Annotated in this window: 25 protein-coding genes; 15 read left to right on the top strand and 10 right to left on the bottom strand. The window is 46.0% G+C overall.

Going from position 1 to position 22,769, the window contains the following annotated elements:
* Positions 1 to 41 precede the first annotated feature (41 nt).
* A complete protein-coding gene (gene pomA / locus AACT23_RS00005; RefSeq protein ID WP_013857399.1) occupies positions 42 to 806 on the bottom strand; it encodes a flagellar motor protein PomA in 765 nt (254 codons plus the stop codon).
* A gap of 353 nt (positions 807 to 1,159) precedes the next feature.
* Between pomA and xseB the strand changes: the two genes are divergently transcribed.
* From xseB to dxs, 3 genes are all read left to right on the top strand, one after another.
* A complete protein-coding gene (xseB, locus tag AACT23_RS00010) occupies positions 1,160 to 1,402 on the top strand; it encodes an exodeoxyribonuclease VII small subunit (protein WP_010319093.1) in 243 nt (80 codons plus the stop codon).
* A gap of 148 nt (positions 1,403 to 1,550) precedes the next feature.
* The gene (gene ispA / locus AACT23_RS00015; RefSeq protein WP_094128251.1) at positions 1,551 to 2,435 is read left to right on the top strand and encodes a (2E,6E)-farnesyl diphosphate synthase; all 885 of its coding nucleotides are present in this window, start codon (positions 1,551 to 1,553) and stop codon (positions 2,433 to 2,435) included.
* Positions 2,436 to 2,454: 19 nt separating this feature from the next.
* On the top strand, positions 2,455 to 4,338 hold the full coding sequence (dxs, locus tag AACT23_RS00020; RefSeq protein WP_094128253.1) for a 1-deoxy-D-xylulose-5-phosphate synthase: 1,884 nt from the start codon (positions 2,455 to 2,457) through the stop codon (positions 4,336 to 4,338).
* Positions 4,339 to 4,448: 110 nt separating this feature from the next.
* Here the strand turns inward: dxs and truC are convergent, their stop codons facing one another.
* Together truC and AACT23_RS00030 are read right to left on the bottom strand one after the other, a co-directional pair.
* Positions 4,449 to 5,171, bottom strand: coding sequence for a tRNA pseudouridine(65) synthase TruC (gene truC, locus AACT23_RS00025; RefSeq protein ID WP_094128256.1), 723 nt, complete (start codon positions 5,169 to 5,171; stop codon positions 4,449 to 4,451).
* Positions 5,165 to 5,485: a YqcC family protein gene (locus AACT23_RS00030; RefSeq protein WP_088728693.1), complete on the bottom strand. Its 321-nt coding sequence runs from the start codon at positions 5,483 to 5,485 to the stop codon at positions 5,165 to 5,167. The genes truC and AACT23_RS00030 overlap by 7 nt, the downstream gene beginning before the upstream one ends.
* 122 nt (positions 5,486 to 5,607) lie before the next feature.
* On the opposite strand from AACT23_RS00030, the gene AACT23_RS00035 reads away from it, so the two are divergent.
* Together AACT23_RS00035 and AACT23_RS00040 are read left to right on the top strand one after the other, a co-directional pair.
* Positions 5,608 to 6,651, top strand: a complete 1,044-nt coding sequence (locus AACT23_RS00035) for a DUF3549 family protein (RefSeq protein ID WP_094128374.1) — start codon at positions 5,608 to 5,610, stop codon at positions 6,649 to 6,651.
* A gap of 11 nt (positions 6,652 to 6,662) precedes the next feature.
* Positions 6,663 to 6,962 carry a DUF3301 domain-containing protein gene (locus AACT23_RS00040; RefSeq protein ID WP_017045584.1) on the top strand — a complete coding sequence of 100 codons (300 nt, stop codon included), beginning with the start codon at positions 6,663 to 6,665 and terminating at the stop codon, positions 6,960 to 6,962.
* Here the strand turns inward: AACT23_RS00040 and AACT23_RS00045 are convergent.
* On the bottom strand, positions 6,922 to 7,434 hold the full coding sequence (locus AACT23_RS00045) for a GNAT family N-acetyltransferase (protein ID WP_013857407.1): 513 nt from the start codon (positions 7,432 to 7,434) through the stop codon (positions 6,922 to 6,924). The two genes, AACT23_RS00040 and AACT23_RS00045, sit on opposite strands and share 41 nt — an antisense overlap.
* Positions 7,435 to 8,302: 868 nt before the next feature.
* Between AACT23_RS00045 and AACT23_RS00050 the strand changes: the two genes are divergently transcribed.
* Positions 8,303 to 8,590 carry a hypothetical protein gene (locus AACT23_RS00050; protein WP_094128259.1) on the top strand — a complete coding sequence of 96 codons (288 nt, stop codon included), beginning with the start codon at positions 8,303 to 8,305 and terminating at the stop codon, positions 8,588 to 8,590.
* Positions 8,591 to 8,597: 7 nt separating this feature from the next.
* Positions 8,598 to 9,047 carry a YaiI/YqxD family protein gene (locus AACT23_RS00055; protein ID WP_026027673.1) on the top strand — a complete coding sequence of 150 codons (450 nt, stop codon included), beginning with the start codon at positions 8,598 to 8,600 and terminating at the stop codon, positions 9,045 to 9,047.
* Positions 9,048 to 9,098: 51 nt separating this feature from the next.
* On the opposite strand, the gene ykgO is transcribed toward AACT23_RS00055, so the two are convergent.
* Positions 9,099 to 9,224: a type B 50S ribosomal protein L36 gene (ykgO, locus tag AACT23_RS00060; protein WP_010319082.1), complete on the bottom strand. Its 126-nt coding sequence runs from the start codon at positions 9,222 to 9,224 to the stop codon at positions 9,099 to 9,101.
* Positions 9,225 to 9,227: 3 nt separating this feature from the next.
* Positions 9,228 to 9,482: a type B 50S ribosomal protein L31 gene (locus tag AACT23_RS00065; RefSeq protein WP_010319081.1), complete on the bottom strand. Its 255-nt coding sequence runs from the start codon at positions 9,480 to 9,482 to the stop codon at positions 9,228 to 9,230.
* A gap of 121 nt (positions 9,483 to 9,603) precedes the next feature.
* On the opposite strand from AACT23_RS00065, the gene tsaA reads away from it, so the two are divergent.
* From tsaA to AACT23_RS00090, 5 genes are all read left to right on the top strand, one after another.
* Complete coding sequence (gene tsaA / locus AACT23_RS00070) at positions 9,604 to 10,299, top strand: tRNA (N6-threonylcarbamoyladenosine(37)-N6)-methyltransferase TrmO (RefSeq protein ID WP_094128262.1); 696 nt, start codon at positions 9,604 to 9,606, stop codon at positions 10,297 to 10,299.
* 88 nt (positions 10,300 to 10,387) lie between these two features.
* The gene (locus AACT23_RS00075; protein ID WP_094128265.1) at positions 10,388 to 12,103 is read left to right on the top strand and encodes a proline--tRNA ligase; all 1,716 of its coding nucleotides are present in this window, start codon (positions 10,388 to 10,390) and stop codon (positions 12,101 to 12,103) included.
* 140 nt (positions 12,104 to 12,243) lie between these two features.
* Entirely contained in the window at positions 12,244 to 12,885 is a 642-nt protein-coding gene (locus AACT23_RS00080) for a tellurite resistance TerB family protein (RefSeq protein ID WP_088731992.1), read from the top strand.
* Positions 12,886 to 12,993: 108 nt separating this feature from the next.
* Complete coding sequence (locus AACT23_RS00085; RefSeq protein WP_010319078.1) at positions 12,994 to 13,200, top strand: YaeP family protein; 207 nt, start codon at positions 12,994 to 12,996, stop codon at positions 13,198 to 13,200.
* A complete protein-coding gene (locus AACT23_RS00090; protein WP_010319077.1) occupies positions 13,200 to 13,391 on the top strand; it encodes a DUF4250 domain-containing protein in 192 nt (63 codons plus the stop codon). Before AACT23_RS00085 ends, AACT23_RS00090 begins: the two co-directional genes overlap by 1 nt.
* A gap of 79 nt (positions 13,392 to 13,470) precedes the next feature.
* On the opposite strand, the gene AACT23_RS00095 is transcribed toward AACT23_RS00090, so the two are convergent.
* On the bottom strand, positions 13,471 to 13,704 hold the full coding sequence (locus tag AACT23_RS00095; protein WP_010319076.1) for a DUF3622 domain-containing protein: 234 nt from the start codon (positions 13,702 to 13,704) through the stop codon (positions 13,471 to 13,473).
* Between the two features lie 240 nt (positions 13,705 to 13,944).
* A complete protein-coding gene (gene purL / locus AACT23_RS00100) occupies positions 13,945 to 17,841 on the bottom strand; it encodes a phosphoribosylformylglycinamidine synthase (protein WP_094128268.1) in 3,897 nt (1,298 codons plus the stop codon).
* Positions 17,842 to 18,153: 312 nt separating this feature from the next.
* Between purL and mltF the strand changes: the two genes are divergently transcribed.
* Both mltF and AACT23_RS00110 read left to right on the top strand, forming a co-directional pair.
* Positions 18,154 to 19,692 (top strand): membrane-bound lytic murein transglycosylase MltF, encoded by a 1,539-nt coding sequence (gene mltF / locus AACT23_RS00105; RefSeq protein WP_094128271.1) that lies wholly within the window; start codon positions 18,154 to 18,156, stop codon positions 19,690 to 19,692.
* A gap of 209 nt (positions 19,693 to 19,901) precedes the next feature.
* A complete protein-coding gene (locus AACT23_RS00110) occupies positions 19,902 to 20,036 on the top strand; it encodes a hypothetical protein (RefSeq protein WP_254917022.1) in 135 nt (44 codons plus the stop codon).
* A gap of 37 nt (positions 20,037 to 20,073) precedes the next feature.
* On the opposite strand, the gene tadA is transcribed toward AACT23_RS00110, so the two are convergent.
* Both tadA and AACT23_RS00120 read right to left on the bottom strand, forming a co-directional pair.
* Positions 20,074 to 20,589: a tRNA adenosine(34) deaminase TadA gene (gene tadA / locus AACT23_RS00115; RefSeq protein ID WP_170888572.1), complete on the bottom strand. Its 516-nt coding sequence runs from the start codon at positions 20,587 to 20,589 to the stop codon at positions 20,074 to 20,076.
* A gap of 20 nt (positions 20,590 to 20,609) precedes the next feature.
* Entirely contained in the window at positions 20,610 to 21,497 is an 888-nt protein-coding gene (locus tag AACT23_RS00120; protein ID WP_017045589.1) for a LysR family transcriptional regulator, read from the bottom strand.
* Between the two features lie 126 nt (positions 21,498 to 21,623).
* Here AACT23_RS00120 and AACT23_RS00125 point away from each other — a divergent pair, with 126 nt between their 5' ends.
* Positions 21,624 to 22,757, top strand: coding sequence for an S-(hydroxymethyl)glutathione dehydrogenase/class III alcohol dehydrogenase (locus AACT23_RS00125; protein WP_017045590.1), 1,134 nt, complete (start codon positions 21,624 to 21,626; stop codon positions 22,755 to 22,757).
* Positions 22,758 to 22,769 lie beyond the last annotated feature (12 nt).

Raw genomic sequence — 22,769 nt, forward strand, 5'->3', positions numbered from 1 at the left:
TGGGCATTTACAGCCTTCTTCATCATCCATTACAGGCTCCGTTATTCGCTATCAACATCTAAAACACGCTTGCCTTCATTGAGGTAGTTTTTCAGATAACTATCAATGACCCGTGGGTTTTGTCCATCCTGAATAGCCAGAACACCATCCATGATTAAACGGCGGTTAAGCTTTTCTTGATCTCGGCGCAAAGCGAGTTTGTCTGCAATCGGGAAAAAAATCATGTTCGAGAGAACAGCGCCGTACAAGGTAGTTAATAAGGCAACGGCCATGGCAGGACCAATTGATTTAGGGTCATCCATGTTAGACAGCATGGCAACCAAGCCCACCAAAGTACCGATCATGCCCATCGCTGGCGCTACGTCACCAAAAGCACGAAATACGCCAGTTCCCTGTGAATGACGCTCATCAGTCAATACAATGTCTTTTTGCAACGCAGAGCGCACCACGTCAGCATCATGGCCATCCACCAGCAAATCGATCCCCTTTTGCATGAAGCTATTGGTAATTTCCATCTCTTCTAATGCAAGAAAACCACCTTTCCGCGCCGCATCAGCCATTTCTACAATTTTCGCGATCAAATCTTCAGGTTCATCGGATTTGAACATAAATGCCTTACCTGCCACCTTGGCTGCACCGAAGAATTGTCCCATCGTGAACTTCATCAATACAACAAACATTGACCCACCCACTACGATCAAGATGGATGTGACGTCGAAGAACATCATTAGGCTTCCGCCTAAAATCATCGCCATGATAACGAAAGCGAGGCCTCCGATCAGGCCTATCAGCGTTGCTAAATCCACAAAGCACTCCTCATGCTGCTTACCTGCGATAATGAGTTTAAACTCGTTATCGGCAATAGATTCAAATCTTTAAGTAAATTATTGGATCATACCGAAATTCTCTCTATTCAGTTTATACCTAAACTGAGCAAAGATGCACTGTTGCCAGCACACTGATATGGCCAAGATTCTGAGTCACCGTCACTATTTCAGTAAATATCGGTCTGGTTGCTAAGTATCGTATTATTATTTTTATTATTTGTGATAGTGACAGTTCCAAAAGAGGGACTTTTCAGACAAAAATCGTTGGTTAAATTTGACCATCACTACGCCCTAAGGTAACTTTCGTGCATATTTACCAAGATAAAAAGATTATGGCGAGCAAGAAACCTGAAAATATGTCCTTCGAAGCGACAATCGAAGAACTTGATAGCTTAGTGGAACAGCTAGAAAATGGCGATTTAGCCTTAGATGATGCGCTAAAAAAATTCGAGCGCGGAATATCCCTTGCTCGTGCTGGACAAAGTAAGTTAAGTGAAGCGGAGCAGCGAGTCAGTATTTTGCTCAGTGCGAGCGATGACGCGCCACTCTCTGACTTTACTGAACTACCTGAGTAATAGGCACGTATTACTGATACATACTTATTACTGACTCATATTTATCGATCTCATCGCTCGCTATGTGACATGAACCTGTCAATTAAGTCACAGGGAAACGGTCGATCGTAACCTAGTAGATACCACAACTTAGTAGAAAGAGTGCCCTATGATTGAGGCTCTGAGCTCCTATCAGCAAAGAAATATTGACCAATTAAACCTTTGGTTAGGCCGTTTACCGCACCAAAAACAACCGTTGATTGACGCGATGCGCTACGGTTTGTTACTTGGCGGCAAAAGAGCTCGACCTTATTTGGTGTATATCACAGGGCAAATGCTTGGTTGTACGCCAGATGAACTCGATACCCCAGCCTGCGCAATAGAATGTATTCATGCTTATTCATTGATCCACGATGACCTTCCCGCGATGGACGACGATGAATTGCGTCGCGGTAAAGCCACTTGTCACATCGAATTTGACGAAGCCATCGCGATTTTAGCGGGCGATGCCCTGCAAACACTGGCCTTTACTATTTTGGCAGAAGGTCAACTTGCCGAACATGCGCAAGTCAACCGCATTAAAATGGTCCAAATGTTGGCTCAAGCTTCCGGTGCTCAAGGTATGTGTATAGGGCAAGCGTTGGATCTGCAAGCGGAAAATCGTCTGGTTTCAGTGCAGGAATTAGAAGAGATCCATCGCAATAAAACAGGAGCCTTGATGCGTTGTGCAATCCGTTTAGGTGCGCTTGCGGCTGGTGAAAAAGGGCTTGCGGTACTACCACAATTGGATCGCTATGCCGATGCCGTTGGTCTCGCATTCCAAGTTCAAGATGATATTTTGGATATCGTTAGCGATACCGAGACATTAGGTAAACCTCAAGGCTCGGATCAACAACTCAATAAAAGTACCTACCCAGCGCTGCTAGGGTTACAAGGTGCTATTGATAAAGCACAAAGTCTGTTACAGGAAGCTCTTAAAGCCTTGGAAGCAATACCCTACAATACAGAATCACTCGAAGAGTTCGCCCGATACGTCGTCGAGCGCAAGAACTAAACTATAAGCGCGCAAAATTATGACTCTTGATATTTCAAAATACCCAACACTGGCTTTAGCAAATACACCCGATGAACTGCGCAGTCTGCCGAAAGAGGTTCTGCCAACGTTGTGTGATGAATTAAGAAACTACCTTCTTAATTCCGTCAGTCAGTCGAGTGGCCACCTTGCGTCAGGCTTAGGCACGGTTGAATTAACGGTTGCCCTACACTACGTCTATAACACCCCTTTCGATCAGCTGATTTGGGATGTAGGCCACCAAGCTTACCCGCACAAAATATTAACTGGTCGCCGCGAGAAAATGTCGACCATTCGTCAAAAAAACGGTCTTCACCCTTTTCCTTGGCGTGAAGAAAGTGAATATGACACGCTCTCTGTCGGCCACTCGTCCACCTCAATCAGTGCCGCCTTAGGGATGGCGATCAGTGCAGGTAAAGAAGGGAAAAATCGCAAAGTGGTGGGCGTAATTGGTGATGGTGCTATCACCGCAGGCATGGCCTTTGAAGCAATGAACCATGCTGGCGACGTTCATCCGGATATGTTAGTCGTGCTCAACGACAACGAAATGTCGATCTCTGAAAACGTCGGCGCACTGAATAACCATTTAGCGCAACTGCTTTCCGGTAGCCTTTATACCTCAATCCGTGAAGGGGGCAAAAAAGTGCTCTCTGGCATACCGCCTATCAAAGAGCTGGTACGCCGCACAGAAGAGCACTTGAAAGGCATGGTCGTACCCGGCACCTTGTTTGAAGAGCTTGGATTTAACTATATCGGCCCAGTCGATGGCCATGATGTGATTGAACTTATCAAGACATTACGCAACATGCGCGAGCTCAAAGGCCCGCAGTTTTTGCACATCATGACCAAAAAAGGCAAAGGTTATGAGCCCGCAGAAAAAGATCCGATTGGTTACCATGGCGTTCCTAAATTTGACCCGAGCCACACTAGCCTGCCAAAAAGCAGCAATGCTAAACCTACTTTTTCTAAAATCTTTGGCGATTTTTTATGCGATATGGCCGCGCAAGATCCAAAATTAATGGCGATTACACCCGCGATGCGCGAAGGCTCTGGCATGGTTCGCTTTTCAAAAGAGTTCCCACAACAATATTTTGATGTGGCGATTGCTGAGCAACATGCCGTCACCCTTGCGACAGGTATGGCGATTGCGGGAGATCATCCGATAGTGGCGATCTACTCAACCTTTTTACAACGGGGTTATGATCAACTGATCCACGATGTTGCCATCATGAATTTACCGGTTATGTTTGCCATTGACCGTGCGGGGTTAGTCGGAGCTGATGGCCAAACTCACCAAGGTGCGTTTGATTTAAGCTTCATGCGCTGCATTCCCAACATGGTGATCATGGCACCCGCCGATGAAAATGAGTGCCGACAAATGCTCTATACCGGCCATAAACACACCGGGCCAAGCGCCGTGCGTTATCCTCGTGGCAATGGCATGGGAGTCGAAATCCAAACCCAATTTAGTGCGTTAGAGATTGGCAAAGGACGCATTATGCGCCAATGTGACACGGCTATCGCGAATGAAAAAATCGCGATCCTCAACTTTGGCACTTTCCTACCAAACGCGCTTGAAGCAGCCGATAAGCTAAATGCAACAGTGGCTGACATGCGATTTGTTAAGCCCCTTGATGAAACACTCATTCGCCAACTGGCTGCGCAACATGATGTGCTAGTGACCTTGGAAGAGAATGCGATTGCAGGTGGTGCGGGTGCTGGCGTCATTGAACTGATGATGAAAGAGAAAATCCTAAAACCGGTACTCAATCTAGGTTTGCCTGATCAATTCATCGCTCAAGGCACACAAGAAGAGCTGCATGCAGAATTAGGTTTAGATGCCAAAGGCATCGAGCGTTCCATTCAAGAGTATCTAGCGAAATAGCTCGTTTTTTTGTTCGCTGTCGGCTTTTATGAACTGAATGTCTTGATGAACTACACCACTTTCAGTTACATCCCAATACTCAAAACCCTCGCATTACGAGGGTTTTGTTTTTATATCGGCTGGCTCCACTCAAACTGAGTAAACAGCCTTTGCCATACCTCATCAAAACCAGCTTTAAGCACTAATGCTTGGCCAGTAAACGGATGAGTAAAACGTAATTCAGAGGCATGGAGCATCAGACGCTGCGCGTCATAATGATCGCGAAATAGGCGGTTGTGCTTGCCATCACCATGAGTGGTATCACCAATAATCGGATGACTCAAATGGTGCATATGACGACGCAACTGATGTTTACGGCCCGTTTGCGGCTTCATTTCCACCAAACAGTAGCGGCTGGTTGGGAAACGCCCGGTTGAATACGGCACTTCTACTGTCGCTAATGGTTGATAAGCGGTGATCGCATCTTGGGCTTCTTTATCTTGTTTGGCAAACTTATCGGCAATTTTATCTAGCTCGATTTTGAGTGGGTAATCAAGCACATCCCCTTGTTCAATCCAACCACGCACAATCGCATGGTACGTTTTTTCCATTTGGTGGTTGGCAAACATCGGCATCATTTGCGCCGCCACTTCACTGGAGAGCGCAAACACGAGCACGCCAGAAGTTGGCCTATCTAATCGATGTAGGGGAAACACATGCTGGCCAATTTGATCGCGCAGCGTTTGCATCACAAATTGCGTTTCGTGTTTATCTAGCCATGAGCGATGCACCAGCATTCCTGCGGGTTTATTCACGGCGACCAAATCATCGTCCTGATACAGAATCTCTAACATGGTTGGCTTACCTCATCAATCAAACGTAGCAGCGCAATCACCTCAGCCAATTCCGCTTGATGTTGCCATGCCTCTTCAAAATAGGGAGTGAGCGAAAACCCTTGAGGAAGCTCTGCTTGCTGCTCAATTGCCAATAACATTTTGGGGATGAAAATCCACTGCAGCCACTGCTCCGGAGTGAGGGTATCGATGGAGAAAGGCTCTGTGCTCATCAATGCGCTTTCGCTTGGCGGCTGAGATTGCCAGCACTGAGAATTGCGTAACTGAGTTTCTAGTTGCTTCAACAGGTGGGTCAGTTCTGTGCTTACTGTCATTATTCACCAAGTTAATTTGCTAAGTGACCTTGAAAATGGGCTATAGAGTACCATTTATTGTTCAAAGAGAGTTATTGATCAAAAATAGTTATTCAAGAACACAAGTTAAGGCCACTTTATCCATGGATACCATTCATACGCTTAGCCAATTGCTCACCAATAGTGGTAGCCAATATCGGATCTTTGATTTAGGAAGACGTATCTGCCCGATTGAAAATACACACTTTTCTCAAGTAGAAAAAGGTCAACAACCGTATCCCTATCCATTGCAGCGTCATGCTCATCTTGCCATCGCGTATTGGAACCAAGCCCAACAACCTTGGATCTGGTTTCTTAAATTCTCTTTGGATGAACGCGGCCTACTCAAACAAGCTGAGATAGGTAACTTCATCAAGTTTGTACTTGAAGCGATGGGGTCACGTTTGCATCAAGACCTCAGCGATGAGCAGCAGCAAAAGCTTGCCAATAACCCTTATACCTTTAAACCGAGCGACGACAAAATGGCAGTATTCCACAGCCAAATACGCGCCCAGTTGAACCTACCATCAAGCCAATATTATGAGCATGCGCAACACTATTTTAGTGGGGATTTAGGCTGGGAAAACTGGCAGACGGTCGGCTTACAAGGCATTACTGATATTTGTGCTCGTTTAAGCAAAGAACAAAATAGCGTGTTACTAAGGAAGGCATTAAACCACCTCCCCGATCAGCCTTTGTATGCCCTGCTGGGGGCGCTCGAACATAGTGCACCGTTGAATGATAAGTTGGCGCTGCGTTTGCAAGAGATGGCAATGTTGCACATCGAAAGCCACGAACCTGATCTGTTCTTACTCTCTGCCTTAGTACGAGCCTTATCAGGTGCGAATAATGCACTCACCGCGACCTTGGTTGAACGTATTCTGCAAAGCCCACGCTTGAGCCATCAAGAGATATTAATTGCCATTGCAGGGCGCTCGTGGCATGTATTGTCTAACCCATTGCTTGCCGAAACGTTTTTATTACGCTTGGCGCAAACAGGCAATCAAACCCTCTTTAACCAGCTCTTTGCTGATTTAGTGATGCTGCCAGAACTGCGAATGGTACTGCTGCCACTGCTGCATTCTAGCCCTTCGTTCGAATTAGCCGATGCCTTAATTCGCTTACAGCAAGCGACCAAAACTCAATAACTGGAATGTTTATGCTAGGCGATCTATTGGCTATTTTATTACTCAGCTTGGGCTGCTTTCTTTTCTGGCAACAGCGTCGCCAAGCCGAATTGGCAAAAGCGGCGATCAGTCGAAAATGCGAACAACTCGACTTACAGCTGATCAGCGTTGCTTTTGGACGCCACAAATTCAAAACGCCAGAAGGACTCTGGCGTTGGCATACCGTTTATTGGTTTGAGTTTTCTGCACTAGGTGACGACTGCTACCAAGGTGAATTACAAATGATAGGCTTTAGGCCATCTGCTTTTCATTTGCCGCCTCATCGTATGTAAACTCAAATTCCCAATAAGGGCCAAAAACATCTTCTTTCTCACCCAACAGCTCAAAGCCGAGTTTTTTGAGTACCGCAATAGAGGCATGGTGGCCAATATTAGCAGTGGCTGTAATTTTTTGTCGTTGCAATTGGTAGGCCGCTTTAGGTAAAAAAGCCTTCAATGCCTCAGTTGCAATGCCTTTGCCCCAATACAATTTATCAAACAGAAAACCGAGTTCTGCTCGCTCTTCGTCAAGTTCAATGAACAAATGCCCCATGTATTCGCGGTTATAATTATCTAACACCGCCATTGCGTACAAATGAGGATCATGAAGCACTCGTTGAAAAAGCTGTTTTGCTGAAGCGACCGTTTTAGGGCCATTCATCTGTGCCCGATTTTTGGCGCAACAATTGAGCATCAAAAAATCAGACTCTAACGAATCGGTGTAAGGGAGAAGAAGCGTTCTTCTTGTTACGGTTGTCACGTACAATCCTTGTTAGCCGCAAAATAATACCGAAAGACTCAACTAGGCTCAGGGCAATACGCCTTAGCCCAGATAAAATCTGGTACTCTATTTTTGCAAAGAAGCCGAAAATTAAACCAACCGAACGATGAGGTAATTGATCTAGATTGTTTTTTTGTTGTTATTATTTTGCTGCACTTATCATATGAACTTTTTTTGAAGCAACAACACGCTAAAGCCAGAATGCAAGTAATAAGAAAAGCCTCAACACGCATGTGTCGAGGCTTAAAGTCTTACTCGCAGCAGTCCAGCTACTAAATTGTGTGCTCCATGCATCATCCATAATAGTGGCCAATTCTTCGGCTCATCCTGCATCGCCATCCTAGCGGTGTCCAAACTTTCCATGGTACTAACACTCCGGTCAATACTCATCACTTGTTCCTTGAGCGGTGTCCATAACATCATCCTGATGTTGTCCTGCCTTATCCACAAGGTGTCCATCGCCAATCCATGCAGCTCGCATCCTGCCAACTGTTGTATCCTTACGCTGTCCTAGCATCCTGCGTGGTTATTCTTCGTGAACAACCTTGTCTTCTTCCTGAAGAGACCAAACCTTGGTGCTTTGTAATTCCTTGTCAGAATCCTTCCGACAGGGTCCAATTTACTCGTTTGGCTTTAAGAAACAATCACCTAAAAATATCATTTTTAAAAAAACAACCTAAAGAAATAGATATATTAATTAAAAACAAATAGTTATAAAAAAATCACCACCAAACACTGCGTTAAACACTGTGATTTCTTACAAACAATGTGCGAGATCTCTTACAACACTTCGCCACTTTTGCTCTTGGTAAATAAAAGGTAAGATCACAGCAACTCACAAAAAGGACAACCTATGCTCACAAAAGATGTCACTCAAGAACTAGAAAGCATCTTGACTCTCTTACAACAACAGGGAAAGGAACCGAGCGTGGCCTTAGTAAAGTCACGTCTTAGCACCTCAGTGCCAATGCCAGCCTTGATTGCAACCATCAAAAGTTGGAAAAATGCACACCGAGTTCCCAAAGTAGAAGTGAGCGTTAGTACGGAAAATAGCGCGAACAAGGTAGCCGAACTTGAAACGCAACTAGCCGCTTTGTCAGCCCGAGTAGCAGCCCTAGAGGCACAACTAAACGAGAAGTAATTGAATGATGAAAATTTGGGTGGACGCCGATGCATGTCCGAAAGTAATTCGTGAAACCATTGTCCGCGCAGCCGAAAGGACGGGCGTTGAATGTACTTTTGTGGCCAATCATGTTGTTCCGATTCCGCAACGATCTAACATTCGTTCACTGCAAGTCCCCAGTGGTTTTGATGTTGCCGATAACGAAATCGTCAAACGGGTAGAAGTGGGCGATTTGGTAATTACTTCCGATATTCCACTGGCCGATGAAGTGATAACCAAAGGTGGCTTGGCGCTCAATTCTCGTGGTGAGCTGTATACCAAAGAGACCATCAAGGCACGCCTCAATATTCGAGATTTTATGGACACAATGCGATCAAGCGGTATCCAAACTGGCGGACCAAGTGCGCTTTCTCAAACAGAACGGCGCGAATTTGCCAACCATTTGGATCGCATTTTGGCTAAAGCGAACAAATAACCACGTTTTGACGGTTGGACAATCACTAGCCTGTCCAACCGTTCCTCTTCATTAGCGCTGAACCGCCTTAAATCTTGGATTAGTTTTACAAATTACATATAAACGACCGCGTCTTTTGACGATTTGACAATCTGGATGACGTGATTTTGCGCTTTTTAATGAACTTAATACTTTCATAGTTTACTCCTTACCAAACTGAGCAAAGCGACGATTGAAATTCGCCACTCGTCCTTCTTTTTGAACAACTCGCTGCTTACCGGTGTAATACGGATGCGATTCAGACGACACATCTAAGGTGAAATAAGGATAGGTGTTGCCATCTTCCCACTCGATCGTCCGATCAGTTTTTAGCGTTGAACCCACAATAAAATACTTATCCACACTGGTGTCGTGGAAAACCACTTTTTGGTATGGCGGATGAATTCCGTCTTTCATCAATTTCCCCTCGCTTAAATTGTTATGTTATAACATGCCAATTAATAATCATTACCAAGAAGAAAAGCAAGCTTAAATGTGATATTTTTCTCAACCAACGTGAAAAAAGACGGATACGGATATGCACACCATTGCTCCGATTGGCACTATTGAAACGCCTTATAAAGAAAAATTTGCCGTTCCTCGCCAACCTCGCTTAGTGGCGAGCGCAAGCGCGAGAGTCAAGCTCATCGGTCACGCTAATTGCTTAGAGTCGGTGCGAGGTATCGAACAATTTAGCCATGTCTGGTTACTTTTTCTGTTTGACCAAAACCTCGATGCTGGTTGGAAACCGACCGTGCGCCCACCGCGCTTAGGCGGAAATGAGCGGATCGGCGTATTTGCTTCACGGGCTACGTTTCGACCTAACGGCATCGGTATGTCTGCCGTTGAATTGAAAGGCGTCACTCAACAAGGTGATCAGGTTTATTTGGAACTAGGCAGCGTAGATTTAGTCGATAACACACCGATCATTGACATCAAACCCTATATTCCCTATTCCGATTCGATAGCCACAGCCGGCGGTGGCTATGCCGAGAGCGAGCCCGACAAGATCGCAGTGACCTTTAGCCAAGCAGCGTTAACGGCACTGAATGCGCGGGCAGATCAAGACATGGTTAAAGCCGTCATTGAGCAAGTGCTGGCTCAAGACCCTCGCCCAGCCTATAAAAAACACAAAATCGATCATAAAGAATATGCGGTAAATCTGTTCGATCTGAACGTAAAATTCACTATCGCAAACAACTTAGTCTCAGTAACCGCAATAGAACGCTTTTGACAAAGCCGATTGGCTGATATTATTAGCGGCTTAATTCTAGCCTCTCATTGGAGAGCGCTTTTAACTATCATGAAACGGATACCATAGAATGCGTACCAGTAAATATCTTCTTTCTACTTTGAAGGAGACTCCAAACGACGCAGAAGTCGTGAGCCATCAGCTCATGTTACGTGCAGGTATGATCCGTAAGCTGGCTTCAGGTCTTTATACCTGGCTGCCTACTGGTCTACGTGTGCTGCGTAAAGTCGAAAACATCGTTCGTCAAGAGATCGACAATGCCGGTGCAATCGAAACCTTGATGCCCGTTGTGCAACCGTTTGAACTGTGGGAAGAGACAGGCCGCTCTGAGAAAATGGGCCCTGAGCTACTTCGCTTTACTGACCGCCATACTCGTCCGTTTGTGCTTAGTCCAACAGCAGAAGAAGTAATCACCAGCTTGGTACGCAACGAAGTCAGCTCTTACAAGCAATTGCCGCTGAACCTGTACCAGATTCAAACCAAATTCCGTGATGAGAGACGTCCTCGTTTTGGTGTGATGCGTGCTCGTGAATTCTGCATGATGGATGCCTATAGCTTTGATATAGATAAAGCAGGCTTAGAGAAATCTTACCAAGCGATGCACGAAGCTTACTGTAAAGCCTTCGATCGCATGGGGCTTGATTACCGCCCAGTATTAGCCGACACCGGCGCTATCGGTGGTAACGGCTCTCATGAGTTCCATGTATTGGCTGAAAGTGGTGAAGACATCATCGCCTTCTCAACTGAATCGGATTACGCCGCCAACATCGAAAAAGCAGAAGCCATTGCGCCAGCCGTTGAGCGCGCCGCGCCAACTCAAGAGATGACGCAGGTTGATACGCCAAACGCCAAAACCATCGCTGAATTGGTTGAGCAGCATGGCCTACCGATTGAGAAAACAGTTAAAACACTGTTTGTAAAAGCATCTGATGAGATCGATGCCTCTATCGTGGCACTGATTATCCGTGGTGATCATGAACTCAATGAAATCAAAGCCGAGAAACTCGCTGAAGTTGCCGCTCCGCTAGAAATGGCTAGCGAAGAAGAGATTCGCGCGCTGATTGGCGCAGGCCCAGGCTCTCTTGGCCCTGTTGGTCTTGAATTGCCGTTTATCGTTGATCACAGCGTAGCCGTCATGAGCGATTTTGGCGCAGGAGCCAACATCGATGGCAAACACTACTTTGGCATCAACTGGGGCCGTGACGTTGAGCTAGCGAAAGTGGAAGACCTCCGTAACGTCGTTGAAGGCGACCCAAGCCCATGTGGCAAAGGGACACTAATGCTCAAACGCGGTATCGAAGTGGGTCATATTTTCCAATTGGGTACTAACTACTCTGAGAAAATGAACTGTGGCGTTCTTGATTCCAATGGTAAAAACACCATTTTAGAGATGGGTTGTTACGGCATTGGCGTATCACGCGTTGTGGCATCAGCCATCGAGCAAAACAACGATAAATACGGCATCATCTGGCCTGACGCGATCGCACCTTTCCAAGTGGTGATTGTCCCTATGAACATGCACAAATCAGAGCGCGTCCAACAAGCTGCTGAAAAACTGTATGCGGAACTGACCGCAGCTGGTATTGAAGTGCTATTTGATGATCGTAAAGAGCGCCCGGGCGTAATGTTCTCAGATATGGAACTGATCGGTGTGCCACATACCATCATTATTGGCGATCGCAGTATGGATGAGGGCAACTTCGAATATAAACATCGCCGTAGTGGTGAGAAGTCGGCCGTCGCTATGAATGAAATAGTCTCCTTTATTAATGCTCAAATCGCCTAATAAAGTGTGCTATTGAAAAGGTTGCCTAAATGGCAACCTTTTTTATTTTGTCACCAGCCACACAAGCTTTTTCAAGCATATTAATCTTCGATTCATCTACGGTGATCTATTCTTTAATCCATTATTAATGGAGGTGACCTATGGATCTAAAAAGTTTACTTAACCAAGCATTGAATTCAGACATCGTAAAACAAGGTTCAAGCCAACTCGGCGCTATCACACAAGATTCAAGTAAACTCAAAACCTTAGGAGCTGGTGCACTCGGTGGTGGCCTAATCGGTTTGTTGATGGGCTCGAAGAAAGCAAAAAAAATAGGCACTAAAGTGATAGGGATTGGTGGAGCAGCGGCGCTCGGCGCACTAGCCTATAAAGCGTATAATGACTGGCAAGCAAAACAAACGACCACTCAACCGCAGTCTAGCTTTGACCCTAATGATGCTAGCCACAGCACGCTGATCCTAAAAGCGATGATTGCCGCCGCAAAAGCTGATGGTCATGTGGATGAACAAGAAATGGCGAAAATTGAGCAAGCCATCTCTGAAATGGGCGCAGATAACCAATTGCAGCAGCTGGTAAAAAATGAGCTGCATAAACCGCTCGATCCCACGGCTATTGCACAGTTAGCCACAACGCCCGCACAAGCGAGTGAGCTTTATCTGGCCTCTTTACTTATCGCCGATGAACAAAATTTCATGGAAAAAGCGTATCTGAACGAGCTCGCTAAGCAACTACAGCTAGCCGACGATCTGGTCATGGCGCTAGAGCAGCAAGTGAACGCTTAAAGTTTCATCACATGCAATCAGAGCTTGCGCAAACGCAAGTTCTGATTTTGTCTTTGCCAAACGTAATGTGTATATTGAGAGCCATTATCATTAGTTAGGATTTAATCTATGCAAGTTTACGGTTGTTGTGAATTAGTGCGCGAGCTTTATGCACAGATAGGCAGTGGTGATCAAGCTTATATTCCTCAAGCAATCTCCTGCGCCATCAAAACCTTGAATGATGTCGCAGCAGACGAATCGCTGCCAAAAGCGGTTCGAGAGCAAGCAGCCTTTGCGGCAGCTAACTTGCTGATTTCTGATTTCGAGGATAAGTGATGAATTTAGCCAATTTTGCCTCGATGGATCCAATCATGCTGATGAGCATCATCAATATGAAGCTACGTGATGATTTTAATGGCGATCTTGATAAGCTGGCAGATGACTTTGATATCGATCGGGCAGCATTAGAGGCTCGCTTAGCCAGTGCAGGTTTTGAGTTTTTACCGCAAATCGGTCAATTTCGTTAAGGCATAAAAAACCCGCTAATTTAAAGCGGGTTTTCGTTCAAATAACAGTTCTTAAAGCACAGCACTCAGATTTTTTGTACTAAGCTTTTTTCTCTTTTCTTGCCAGAGCCTTACGCTCATTGCGTTTCGCTTGGTTCTCAATAAAGCCACTGAGCTCTTTTTCCGCCCAAGCTTGTGCTTGTGCTTCGCTTTCAAAACCCATTTCGCGCTTTGAAACAACACTTCTGCGAGAGGTCACTTGACGTACGATTTCCGCCGCCCAACCATTGCGCTTTTCAGTCACTTTGATGGTAAATTTTTTACTTTCTGACATTTTCGTTTTCCTAAGGGAATAATAAGGGATTACTCATCAACGTTTGTCGCGCGCCATTATATTATATGGCGGCGGATGTTGAACACCATCCCTTGGTAAGCGCGGCATTAGAGCACAAATCACAATTTTTTTCTGCATTTTTTACAAAAAATTCATCCTCAAAGTAAACAAAAAAGCCGCTGAGTTGCAGCGGCTGGAATAACAAGACTAAGTCGTTTCTCTCACTGGCGACAAGGTGAGTTACCCTAAGTTCTTACGTGCATTTTGGAACATACGCATCCATGGGCTGTTTTCACCCCAAGAATCAGGATGCCAAGAGTTCGCTACCGTGCGGAACACGCGCTCTGGGTGCGGCATCATGATCGTCACACGGCCATCTTGAGTCGTTAAGCCTGTAATGGCATTTGGTGAACCATTTGGGTTGTTCGGATATTGCTGTGTGGCATGGCCGTTGTTATCCACAAAACGCAGCGCAACAGTGCCTGATTGTTCAATCGCCACTAAATGTGCCGTATCACGAACTTCAACGCGCCCTTCGCCATGCGAAACCGCAATCGGCATGCGCGAGCCAGCCATCTCATTAAAAAACAGTGAATCAGATTGCTGCACTTCCACTAAGCTAAAGCGCGCTTCAAAACGCTCTGATTCATTGCGCACAAAACGCGGCCATAAATCCGCACCAGGGATTAACTCTTTCAAATTCGACAGCATTTGACAGCCGTTACACACTCCTAGCGAGAAAGTATCTTCACGTTGGAAGAAACGTTGGAACTGTTCACGAGCTTGTACATTAAACAGCACTGATTTCGCCCAGCCTTCGCCCGCGCCCAATACGTCACCATAAGAGAACCCACCACATGCGACGAGGCCTTGGTACTCGTCAAGCACCGCTTGACCCGTTAAGATGTCGCTCATGTGTATATCGGTTGTTTCAAAGCCTGCGCGATCAAACGCTGCCGCCATTTCAACGTGTGAGTTAACCCCTTGCTCGCGCAAAATAGCCATTTTTGGCTTCACGCCTTTAGCAATATACGGTGCCGCAACATCCTGCTGCACGTCAAAGCTCAAACTGACGTTAAGACCTTTATCACTGTTATCTTGTTTTGCTGCAAACTCTTGGTCCGCGCACTGCGGGTTATCGCGCAGCGCTTGCATCTTATGCGTGGTTTCAGCCCAAATGGTGCGAAGTTCGGTGCGGTTACGCACAACAATAGGTTGTTCACCAGCGGTAATGGCTAACTCATCAGAAGCGTCAACACGACCGATAACGTGTGAACACGCTTGTAAACCATGCGCCGTTAGCGTCGAGATCACCGTTTCTAAATCGTGGTGACGAACTTGAATGACTGCGCCCAGCTCTTCATTGAATAACGCGGCCAACGCATCATCACCTAGCGCGGCGATATCGGCTTTCACGCCACAATGACCAGCAAAGGCCATTTCAGCTAGAGTAACGAATAGACCACCGTCACCTTTATCGTGATAGGCAATAATCTGCTGATTCGCGACCAAGGTTTGGATCGCTTCATAGAAGGCTTTAAGCTGCGCCGCATTATCTACGTCTGCGGGTTTATCACCCAACTGTTTGTAGACTTGTGCTAACGCCGTTGCGCCCAAGCGATTCTTACCATTACCTAAATCAATCAAAACCAGTGAGGTTTCGCCCTTATCGGTTCTTAACTGAGGGGTGATGGTGTTACGTACATCTTCAACACGAGCAAATGCCGTGATCACCAATGATAGCGGAGAGGTCACTTCTTTTTGTTCGCCATTTTCATCCCATTTGGTCTTCATCGACATCGAATCTTTACCCACTGGGATAGTCAGGCCGAGCGCAGGACAAAGCTCTTCACCGACCGCTTTTACTGCCTCATACAAACCAGCATCTTCACCTGGGTGACCCGCTGGTGACATCCAGTTCGCCGACAACTTAATGTGTTTGATATCACCGATATGGGTAGCGGCAATATTGGTGATCGCTTCGCCCACGGCTAAACGTGCCGATGCCCCAAAATCCAGCAAGGCAACTGGCGTGCGCTCACCCATCGACATCGCTTCGCCATGGTAAGTATCATAACTTGCCGCAGTGACCGCGCAGTTTGCTACTGGCACTTGCCACGGACCAACCATTTGGTCACGAGCGACCAAGCCAGTGACGGTTCGGTCACCAATGGTGATGAGGAAGGTTTTTTCTGCAACCGCAGGGAGACGCAGTATACGATCAATCGCTTCGTTCAATTCGATATCACGGCGATCAAGTGCTGGATTATTAACTTTCAGCGTCTTCACATCACGATACATTTTAGGTGTTTTGCCAAGCAATACGTCCATCGGCATATCAATTGGCGTATTGTCGAAATGTGAATCTTCCAATTTCAGTTCACGCTCTTCAGTGGCAATGCCCACAACAGCATAAGGCGCGCGCTCACGTTGGCAAATGGCGTCAAAGCGCGCCATGTTTTCTGGCGCTACAGCCAGTACGTAACGCTCTTGTGATTCATTACACCAAATTTCAAGCGGGCTCATTCCCGGCTCATCGTTAGGTACATCACGCAGTTGGAAAATACCGCCACGTTCACCATCATCAACAAGCTCAGGCAATGCGTTTGAGATACCACCAGCGCCCACATCATGGATAAAGGCGATCGGATTCGCCTCACCGAGTTGCCAGCAGCGATCAATCACCTCTTGGCAGCGGCGTTCCATCTCTGGGTTTTCACGCTGTACCGACGCAAAATCAAGATCTTCCGCAGATTGACCAGATGCCATAGAAGAAGCGGCGCCCCCACCAAGGCCAATGTTCATTGCCGGACCACCAAGCACAATTAAGCTCGCGCCAACAGGGATCTCTTTTTTCTGCACATGCTCGTCGCGGATATTCCCCATCCCACCAGCAATCATGATTGGTTTGTGATAACCACGCACTTCTTCACCTGCGTGAGAGTTAACTTTCTCTTCGTAAGTACGGAAGTAACCTAACAAGTTGGGACGACCAAATTCGTTGTTAAAAGCCGCGCCACCGAGCGGGCCTTCCAGCATAATATCGAGTGCCGTGACAATGCGCCCCGGTTTACCAAAATCCGTTTCCCAAGGCTGCACAAAATTAGGAATACGCAAGTTTGAAGTAGTAAAACCGACTAACCCGGCTTTAGGTTTTCCACCAATACCCGTTGCACCTTCGTCACGAATTTCACCACCGGAACCCGTTGAAGCGCCCGGCCAAGGAGCAATTGCCGTAGGGTGGTTGTGTGTTTCCACCTTCATTAAAATATGCGCTTTTTCATGGTGATAACCATATTGGCGTGTCTCTGGATCAGGGAAAAAACGCCCAACTTCTGAACCCACCATGACGGCAGCATTATCTTTATAGGCGGACAGCACGTGATCAGGAGTCACTTCATAAGTGTTTTTGATCATCTTAAACAGCGATTTATCTTGCTTAACGCCATCAATAGTCCAATCGGCATTGAAGATTTTATGGCGACAATGCTCAGAGTTTGCTTGAGCAAACATCATTAATTCGATATCGGTTGGATTACGCTCAAGCTTAGTGACGAAGCTTTCGAACAAATAATCAATTTCATCGTCAGCCAATGCAAGCCCAAGGGTAACGTTTGCTTTTTCAAGCGCTGAGCGGCCGCCATTCAGCAAGTCGACGTACGCTACGGGAGCAGGTTCAGCGACTTTAAACAGTGAGGTTGCTGATTCGAAATCGGTAAACACGACTTCCATCATTCGGTCGTACAGCAGTGAATAAAGCGTAACAAGTTGCGGTTGAGAAAGTTCGCGATCTAATTCGATGTAGTAAGCCGTACCTCGCTCTAAGCGCTTCACCTCATTCAAACCACAGTTATGCGCAATATCCGTCGCTTTGGAAGACCAAGGCGAGATGGTTCCAGGGCGAGGAGTGACCAGTAAAAGAAGACCTTGTGGCTCATGTTCTTGAATCGTTGGGCCATAAGTGAGTAGTTTCTCTAATTTTTCAAGGGATTGAGCGTCTAAATCCGCAGAGAGATCAGCAAAATGCATGAACTCCGCGTAAATACCCGATACAGGCAGTTGCTGTTCACGACAAAGTTCAACGAGTTTGTTAACACGAAACTCAGAAAGCGCTGGGGAGCCACGCAAAATTCTCATGTGCTTAGGTCTCTTATACAGTGGGTTGAGGTGTAATTGGAATGAATTCAAAATCATTAAAATACAATAAGTTAATAAAAGAAAACTGAATACATACCAATTTCACCTCGTGATTTCGAACTCATTATAAAGGAATTCTTTTTGTGACGTAACACCAAAAGCAACCGTTTGCGTCATTTTTTTTGTCAAATTTGAAATACAGCCACATTAGCGTGGTCGCCGACACTTTTTCATCCGTTTTTGATCTGAAACTTTGCCAATATGGCCGCCTTTGATATAAAGGCAGTAATTGATGTAAGAGATCGCTCATAAATGCCAAAGTATTATCTGATTCAGCTTCATCGCTCATTGTCCATTTTCCTACTCACTCTTTTTGTAGTCGGTTGCCAAATCGATTCAGATCCTAAAAGCGAGCTTGACCATATTCGTGAACGTGGCGTATTGCGAGTGGGTACGTTGAACAATCAACTCTCCTACTACATTGGCCCAGATGGCCCTGCAGGGCTGGACTACGAACTAGCACGCGAATTTGCCAATCAGCTTGGGGTTAAACTAGAGATGAAACCCGCTTATCGGTTGTCTAGTCTCTTTCCTGCACTGAAAAATGGGGAAATCGACGTTGTTGCAGCAGGGTTAAGTCAATCGAATCAACGCTTGAATGAGTACAGAACAGGGCCCGCTTATTACTATGTCAGCCAACAAGTCGTCTATAAGAAAGGCAACTGGCGTCCAAGAAATTTAAAACAATTACTGGAAAAACAACCGGAACTGATTGCTGGTCATGAAGGTGACAGCGTTTTTTCTATCGTGAATGAATCCCACTTTGAAAATACGCTCAGCGACATTAAACAGACCTACCCAGAGTTTCAGTACAATGTGAATAATAACGCCGACGTTAACGACCTTTTAAAACAGGTTTCGAATGGCGAACTGCTATTTACCATGGCTGATTCGGTCGAAGTCTCGCTGTCGCAGCGAATCTACCCTGACTTAGCCGTCGCCTTTGAATTAACTGAAGATCAGCCTATCGCTTGGTATATGCGTCGTTCTGAAGATGAAAGCTTATACGCCTTGATGATTGAGTTTTTTGGCAACCTTAAACAATCTGGTCAATTAGCGGCCTTGGAAGAGAAATATATTGGTCACGTGGGCACGTTTGATTATGTCGATACGCGCGCCTTTATTAGAGCACTCGATGTCCGCTTACCAAAATGGGCACCTCTTTTCCAACAATATTCTGACGAGTTTGATTGGCGATTGATTGCCGCCTTAGCTTATCAAGAGTCTCACTGGAATCCGTTAGCTAAATCCCCCACCGGGGTCCGCGGTATGATGATGTTGACTCTCCCTACGGCAAGAAGTGTTGGTGTCGCCAATCGACTCGATCCGGAACAATCGATTCGTGGTGGTGTCGAATACCTGCGTCGGATGGTACAGCGTATACCAGACTCCATCCCAGAACATGAGAAAATTTGGTTTGCTCTCGCTTCCTATAACGTCGGCTATGGGCATATGATGGATGCAAGACGCTTAACCAAGCAACAAGGTGCGAACCCTGATTCATGGACTGAAGTCAAAGAACGCCTCCCTCAACTGAGACAAAAGAAATACTTCAGCCAGACTCGATATGGCTACGCGCGAGGTGACGAAGCCAAGGCCTACGTTGAAAATATTCGTCGCTATTATCAAAGTATTATTGGCCATGTTGATCAACAAAAGCAGATAGACAATAGTTCAGGTACTGATGATTTGGTTGTGATCAGTATTGAGGAGGAGGAGGCCGCGTTAGAAGCTATGGAATCGGCCGATGAGGCGCAGGATAATCAGTATCTCGACCCCATAGCTCAATAAGCATAACAATAGCTAAATCTTCCACGTTGAACGAAAATTGCACACTTGATTTCCAAGTGTGCAGCCCATACATCAAAACGTGAAAAAGATCGTTTTCTAAGTTTCATATTATGGTAACAATCCTGCACTATAAAGGCAGATTAAGATTGTCATAAGGCACCCTAAACCATTAGGGATCATTGTCAAAACTCAGCAGTAGGAGGTTGTTTATGCTTAAACGTAAAAAGCTATCAAAACACCTTAATAAAACGGTGGCAGCAAACCGTCGTAAACGTATGTTATCCAATAATAAAAAGAAAATTATCTGGCGTAACCGTGCATTTATGCAATTAATCTCTGCTTAACCTTCAGCGGCAAACATCTACTCAAAGTGGATGTTTGCTAAAGCCCATCACTCTGTTGCTTATTCCGCTGTTTTTCTGCCTGTATCTCTGCGCGTCTTCGTCTAAAAAAAGATTGCAGTTGCTCCCGACACTCCTCTTCTAACAATCCTTTATCGACCGTCGCATAATGATAGGAGGCTTGGCTTTCAAATAAATTCAGCACCGTACCGGCCGCCCCAGCTTTGAGATCTGGAGCGCCAAAGACAATCCTTTTGACTCGGCTATGCAGCAGTGCGCCTGCGCACATTGGACAGGGCTCTAAAGTGACGTATAAGGTAGTATCAAGCAAACGATAATTTTGTAACCGTTGACCTGCTTGACGCAAAGCCTGAATTTCAGCGTGCGCTGTTGCATCATGTTGACCAATAGAGGCATTCCAACCTTCAGCAATGATTTCGCCATCTTTAACAAGCACAGCGCCCACAGGCACTTCACCTGCTTGTTCTGCAAGATTGGCAAGCGCGATGGCTCGGCGCATAAACTTTTGATCTTGAACGGTAAACTGTGTATTCATATATCCTATTTTCTCTTTCACTAGCCTTTGCCGTTAGCGGACGATAGCCGTTCTGCCAGAAAATCCACCAGCAGCCTAACTTTTGAGGACAAATGGCGATTTTGTGGGTATAAGGCCCATACACCTTCACGATCATCTCGGTACTGATGTAGCACTTCTTGCAACTCACCCGAGAGCAAATACGGCTCTACATAATAGTCGGGCAATTGTACGATTCCAATCCCTTGCAACGCGGCATTCAATAACGCCACACCGCTGTTGCATTTAATTTTTCCTTTAACACCGATTTCACGGGAGCGTTGCTGATCCTTAAATCGCCAATAGTTCATAGTGCCTTGTAAACATTGGTGATGAACCAACTCTGACAATGAATAGGGAGTGCCATATTTCACCAAATAGTCAGGGCTAGCGCAGACAAACAGTTGTCGGTTGGATAACTTTTTGCCAATAAAACTCGAATCATCTAACTGCCCTAATCGTACGGCGACATCAATTCCTTCCGCAATCAGATCCAATTTTTGGTTAGTGAGTATCAGTTCCAACTCCAATTGAGGATGTAACTGCAAAAACTCATGCAGCAAAGGCGCGACTTTCTGCTCACCATAAGTCACCGGAGCGGTCACTTTCAGTAAACCTGACGGCGTTTGCTGCATCTGCGTGACAGCAAGATCAGCCTGCGCTAAGCCTTCAACCAATTGCCGACACTGATGATAATAGAGTTGACCCGCTTCGGTCAGGGAGACTCGCCGCGTGGTACGTTGCAACAACTTTACCGCCAAGCGCTCTTCTAATAGCGCAATACGTCGGCTGACATTCGCTACTGATGTCGATAGTTTATGTGCTGCTGCGGTAAAACTTCCAGTTTCAGCCACCGCAACAAATTCATGAATGCCTTCCCAACTCGCCATCTTAATTATTACTGATAAGTAAAAGTGATTCTTATTTTAGACCGATTATCAAATTTCAAGAAGGGAATATACTGTCACTCTCCCCAACTCACTTGAAACTTCAAGTAATGTGCAAAGGAAAATCTTATGTCATCACATCAATTCATTAAATCTCGCGCGGCGATTGCGTGGGGGCCAAATCAACCACTAAAAGTCGAGGAGGTTGACGTTATGTTGCCCCAAAAAGGCGAAGTGTTGGTGCGTATTATTGCGAGCGGCGTTTGTCATACCGATGCCTTTACGCTATCTGGTGAAGACCCTGAAGGGATTTTTCCGGTTATCCTCGGCCACGAAGGCGGCGGTATCGTTGAGAGGATTGGTGAAGGGGTAACCAGCGTCGAGGTAGGAGATCATGTCATTCCCTTGTACACCGCAGAGTGTGGTGAATGCAAATTCTGTAAATCAGGTAAAACTAACCTGTGCCAAGCAGTACGTGAAACGCAAGGAAAAGGATTAATGCCGGATGGCACTACACGTTTCTATAAAGACGGCCAACCCATTTTCCATTATATGGGTTGCTCCACCTTTTCTGAGTATACCGTGTTGCCAGAAATTTCCTTGGCTAAGGTCAATAAAGCGGCTCCATTAGAAGAGGTCTGCTTGCTCGGTTGTGGTGTCACAACGGGCATGGGCGCGGTGCTTAATACGGCCAAAGTTAAACAAGGTGATACTGTGGCCATCTTTGGCCTAGGCGGCATCGGGCTTTCCGCCATTATTGGCGCAAGAATGGCCGGTGCCAGCCGTATTATTGGCATTGATATCAATGAGAGTAAGTTTGAGCTTGCTACTCAGCTTGGTGCAACGGACTGCCTGAACCCGAAAACTCTGACTAAGCCAATCCAAGAAGTGATTATTGAGATGACTGATGGCGGTGTTGATTTTTCTTTTGAGTGCATCGGTAACGTCAATGTAATGCGCCAAGCGTTAGAATGCTGCCATAAAGGCTGGGGAGAATCGGTCATTATTGGTGTGGCTGGCGCGGGCCAAGAAATATCAACTCGCCCTTTCCAATTAGTGACGGGCCGAGTATGGCGTGGTAGTGCATTTGGCGGCGTAAAAGGCCGCTCGGAACTACCACACATTGTCGAGCGCTATCTGGCAGGCGAATTTGGTTTGCAAGAGTTTATTACCCATACCATGGGTTTAGAGGATATAAACCAAGCCTTTGATTTAATGCATAAAGGCGAAAGTATTCGTTCTGTGATTCATTTTGACCAATAAGCCTTAATAGCC

Source organism: Vibrio sp. V09_P4A23P171, from assembly GCF_963875615.1.
Lineage (GTDB): Bacteria > Pseudomonadota > Gammaproteobacteria > Enterobacterales > Vibrionaceae > Vibrio > Vibrio anguillarum.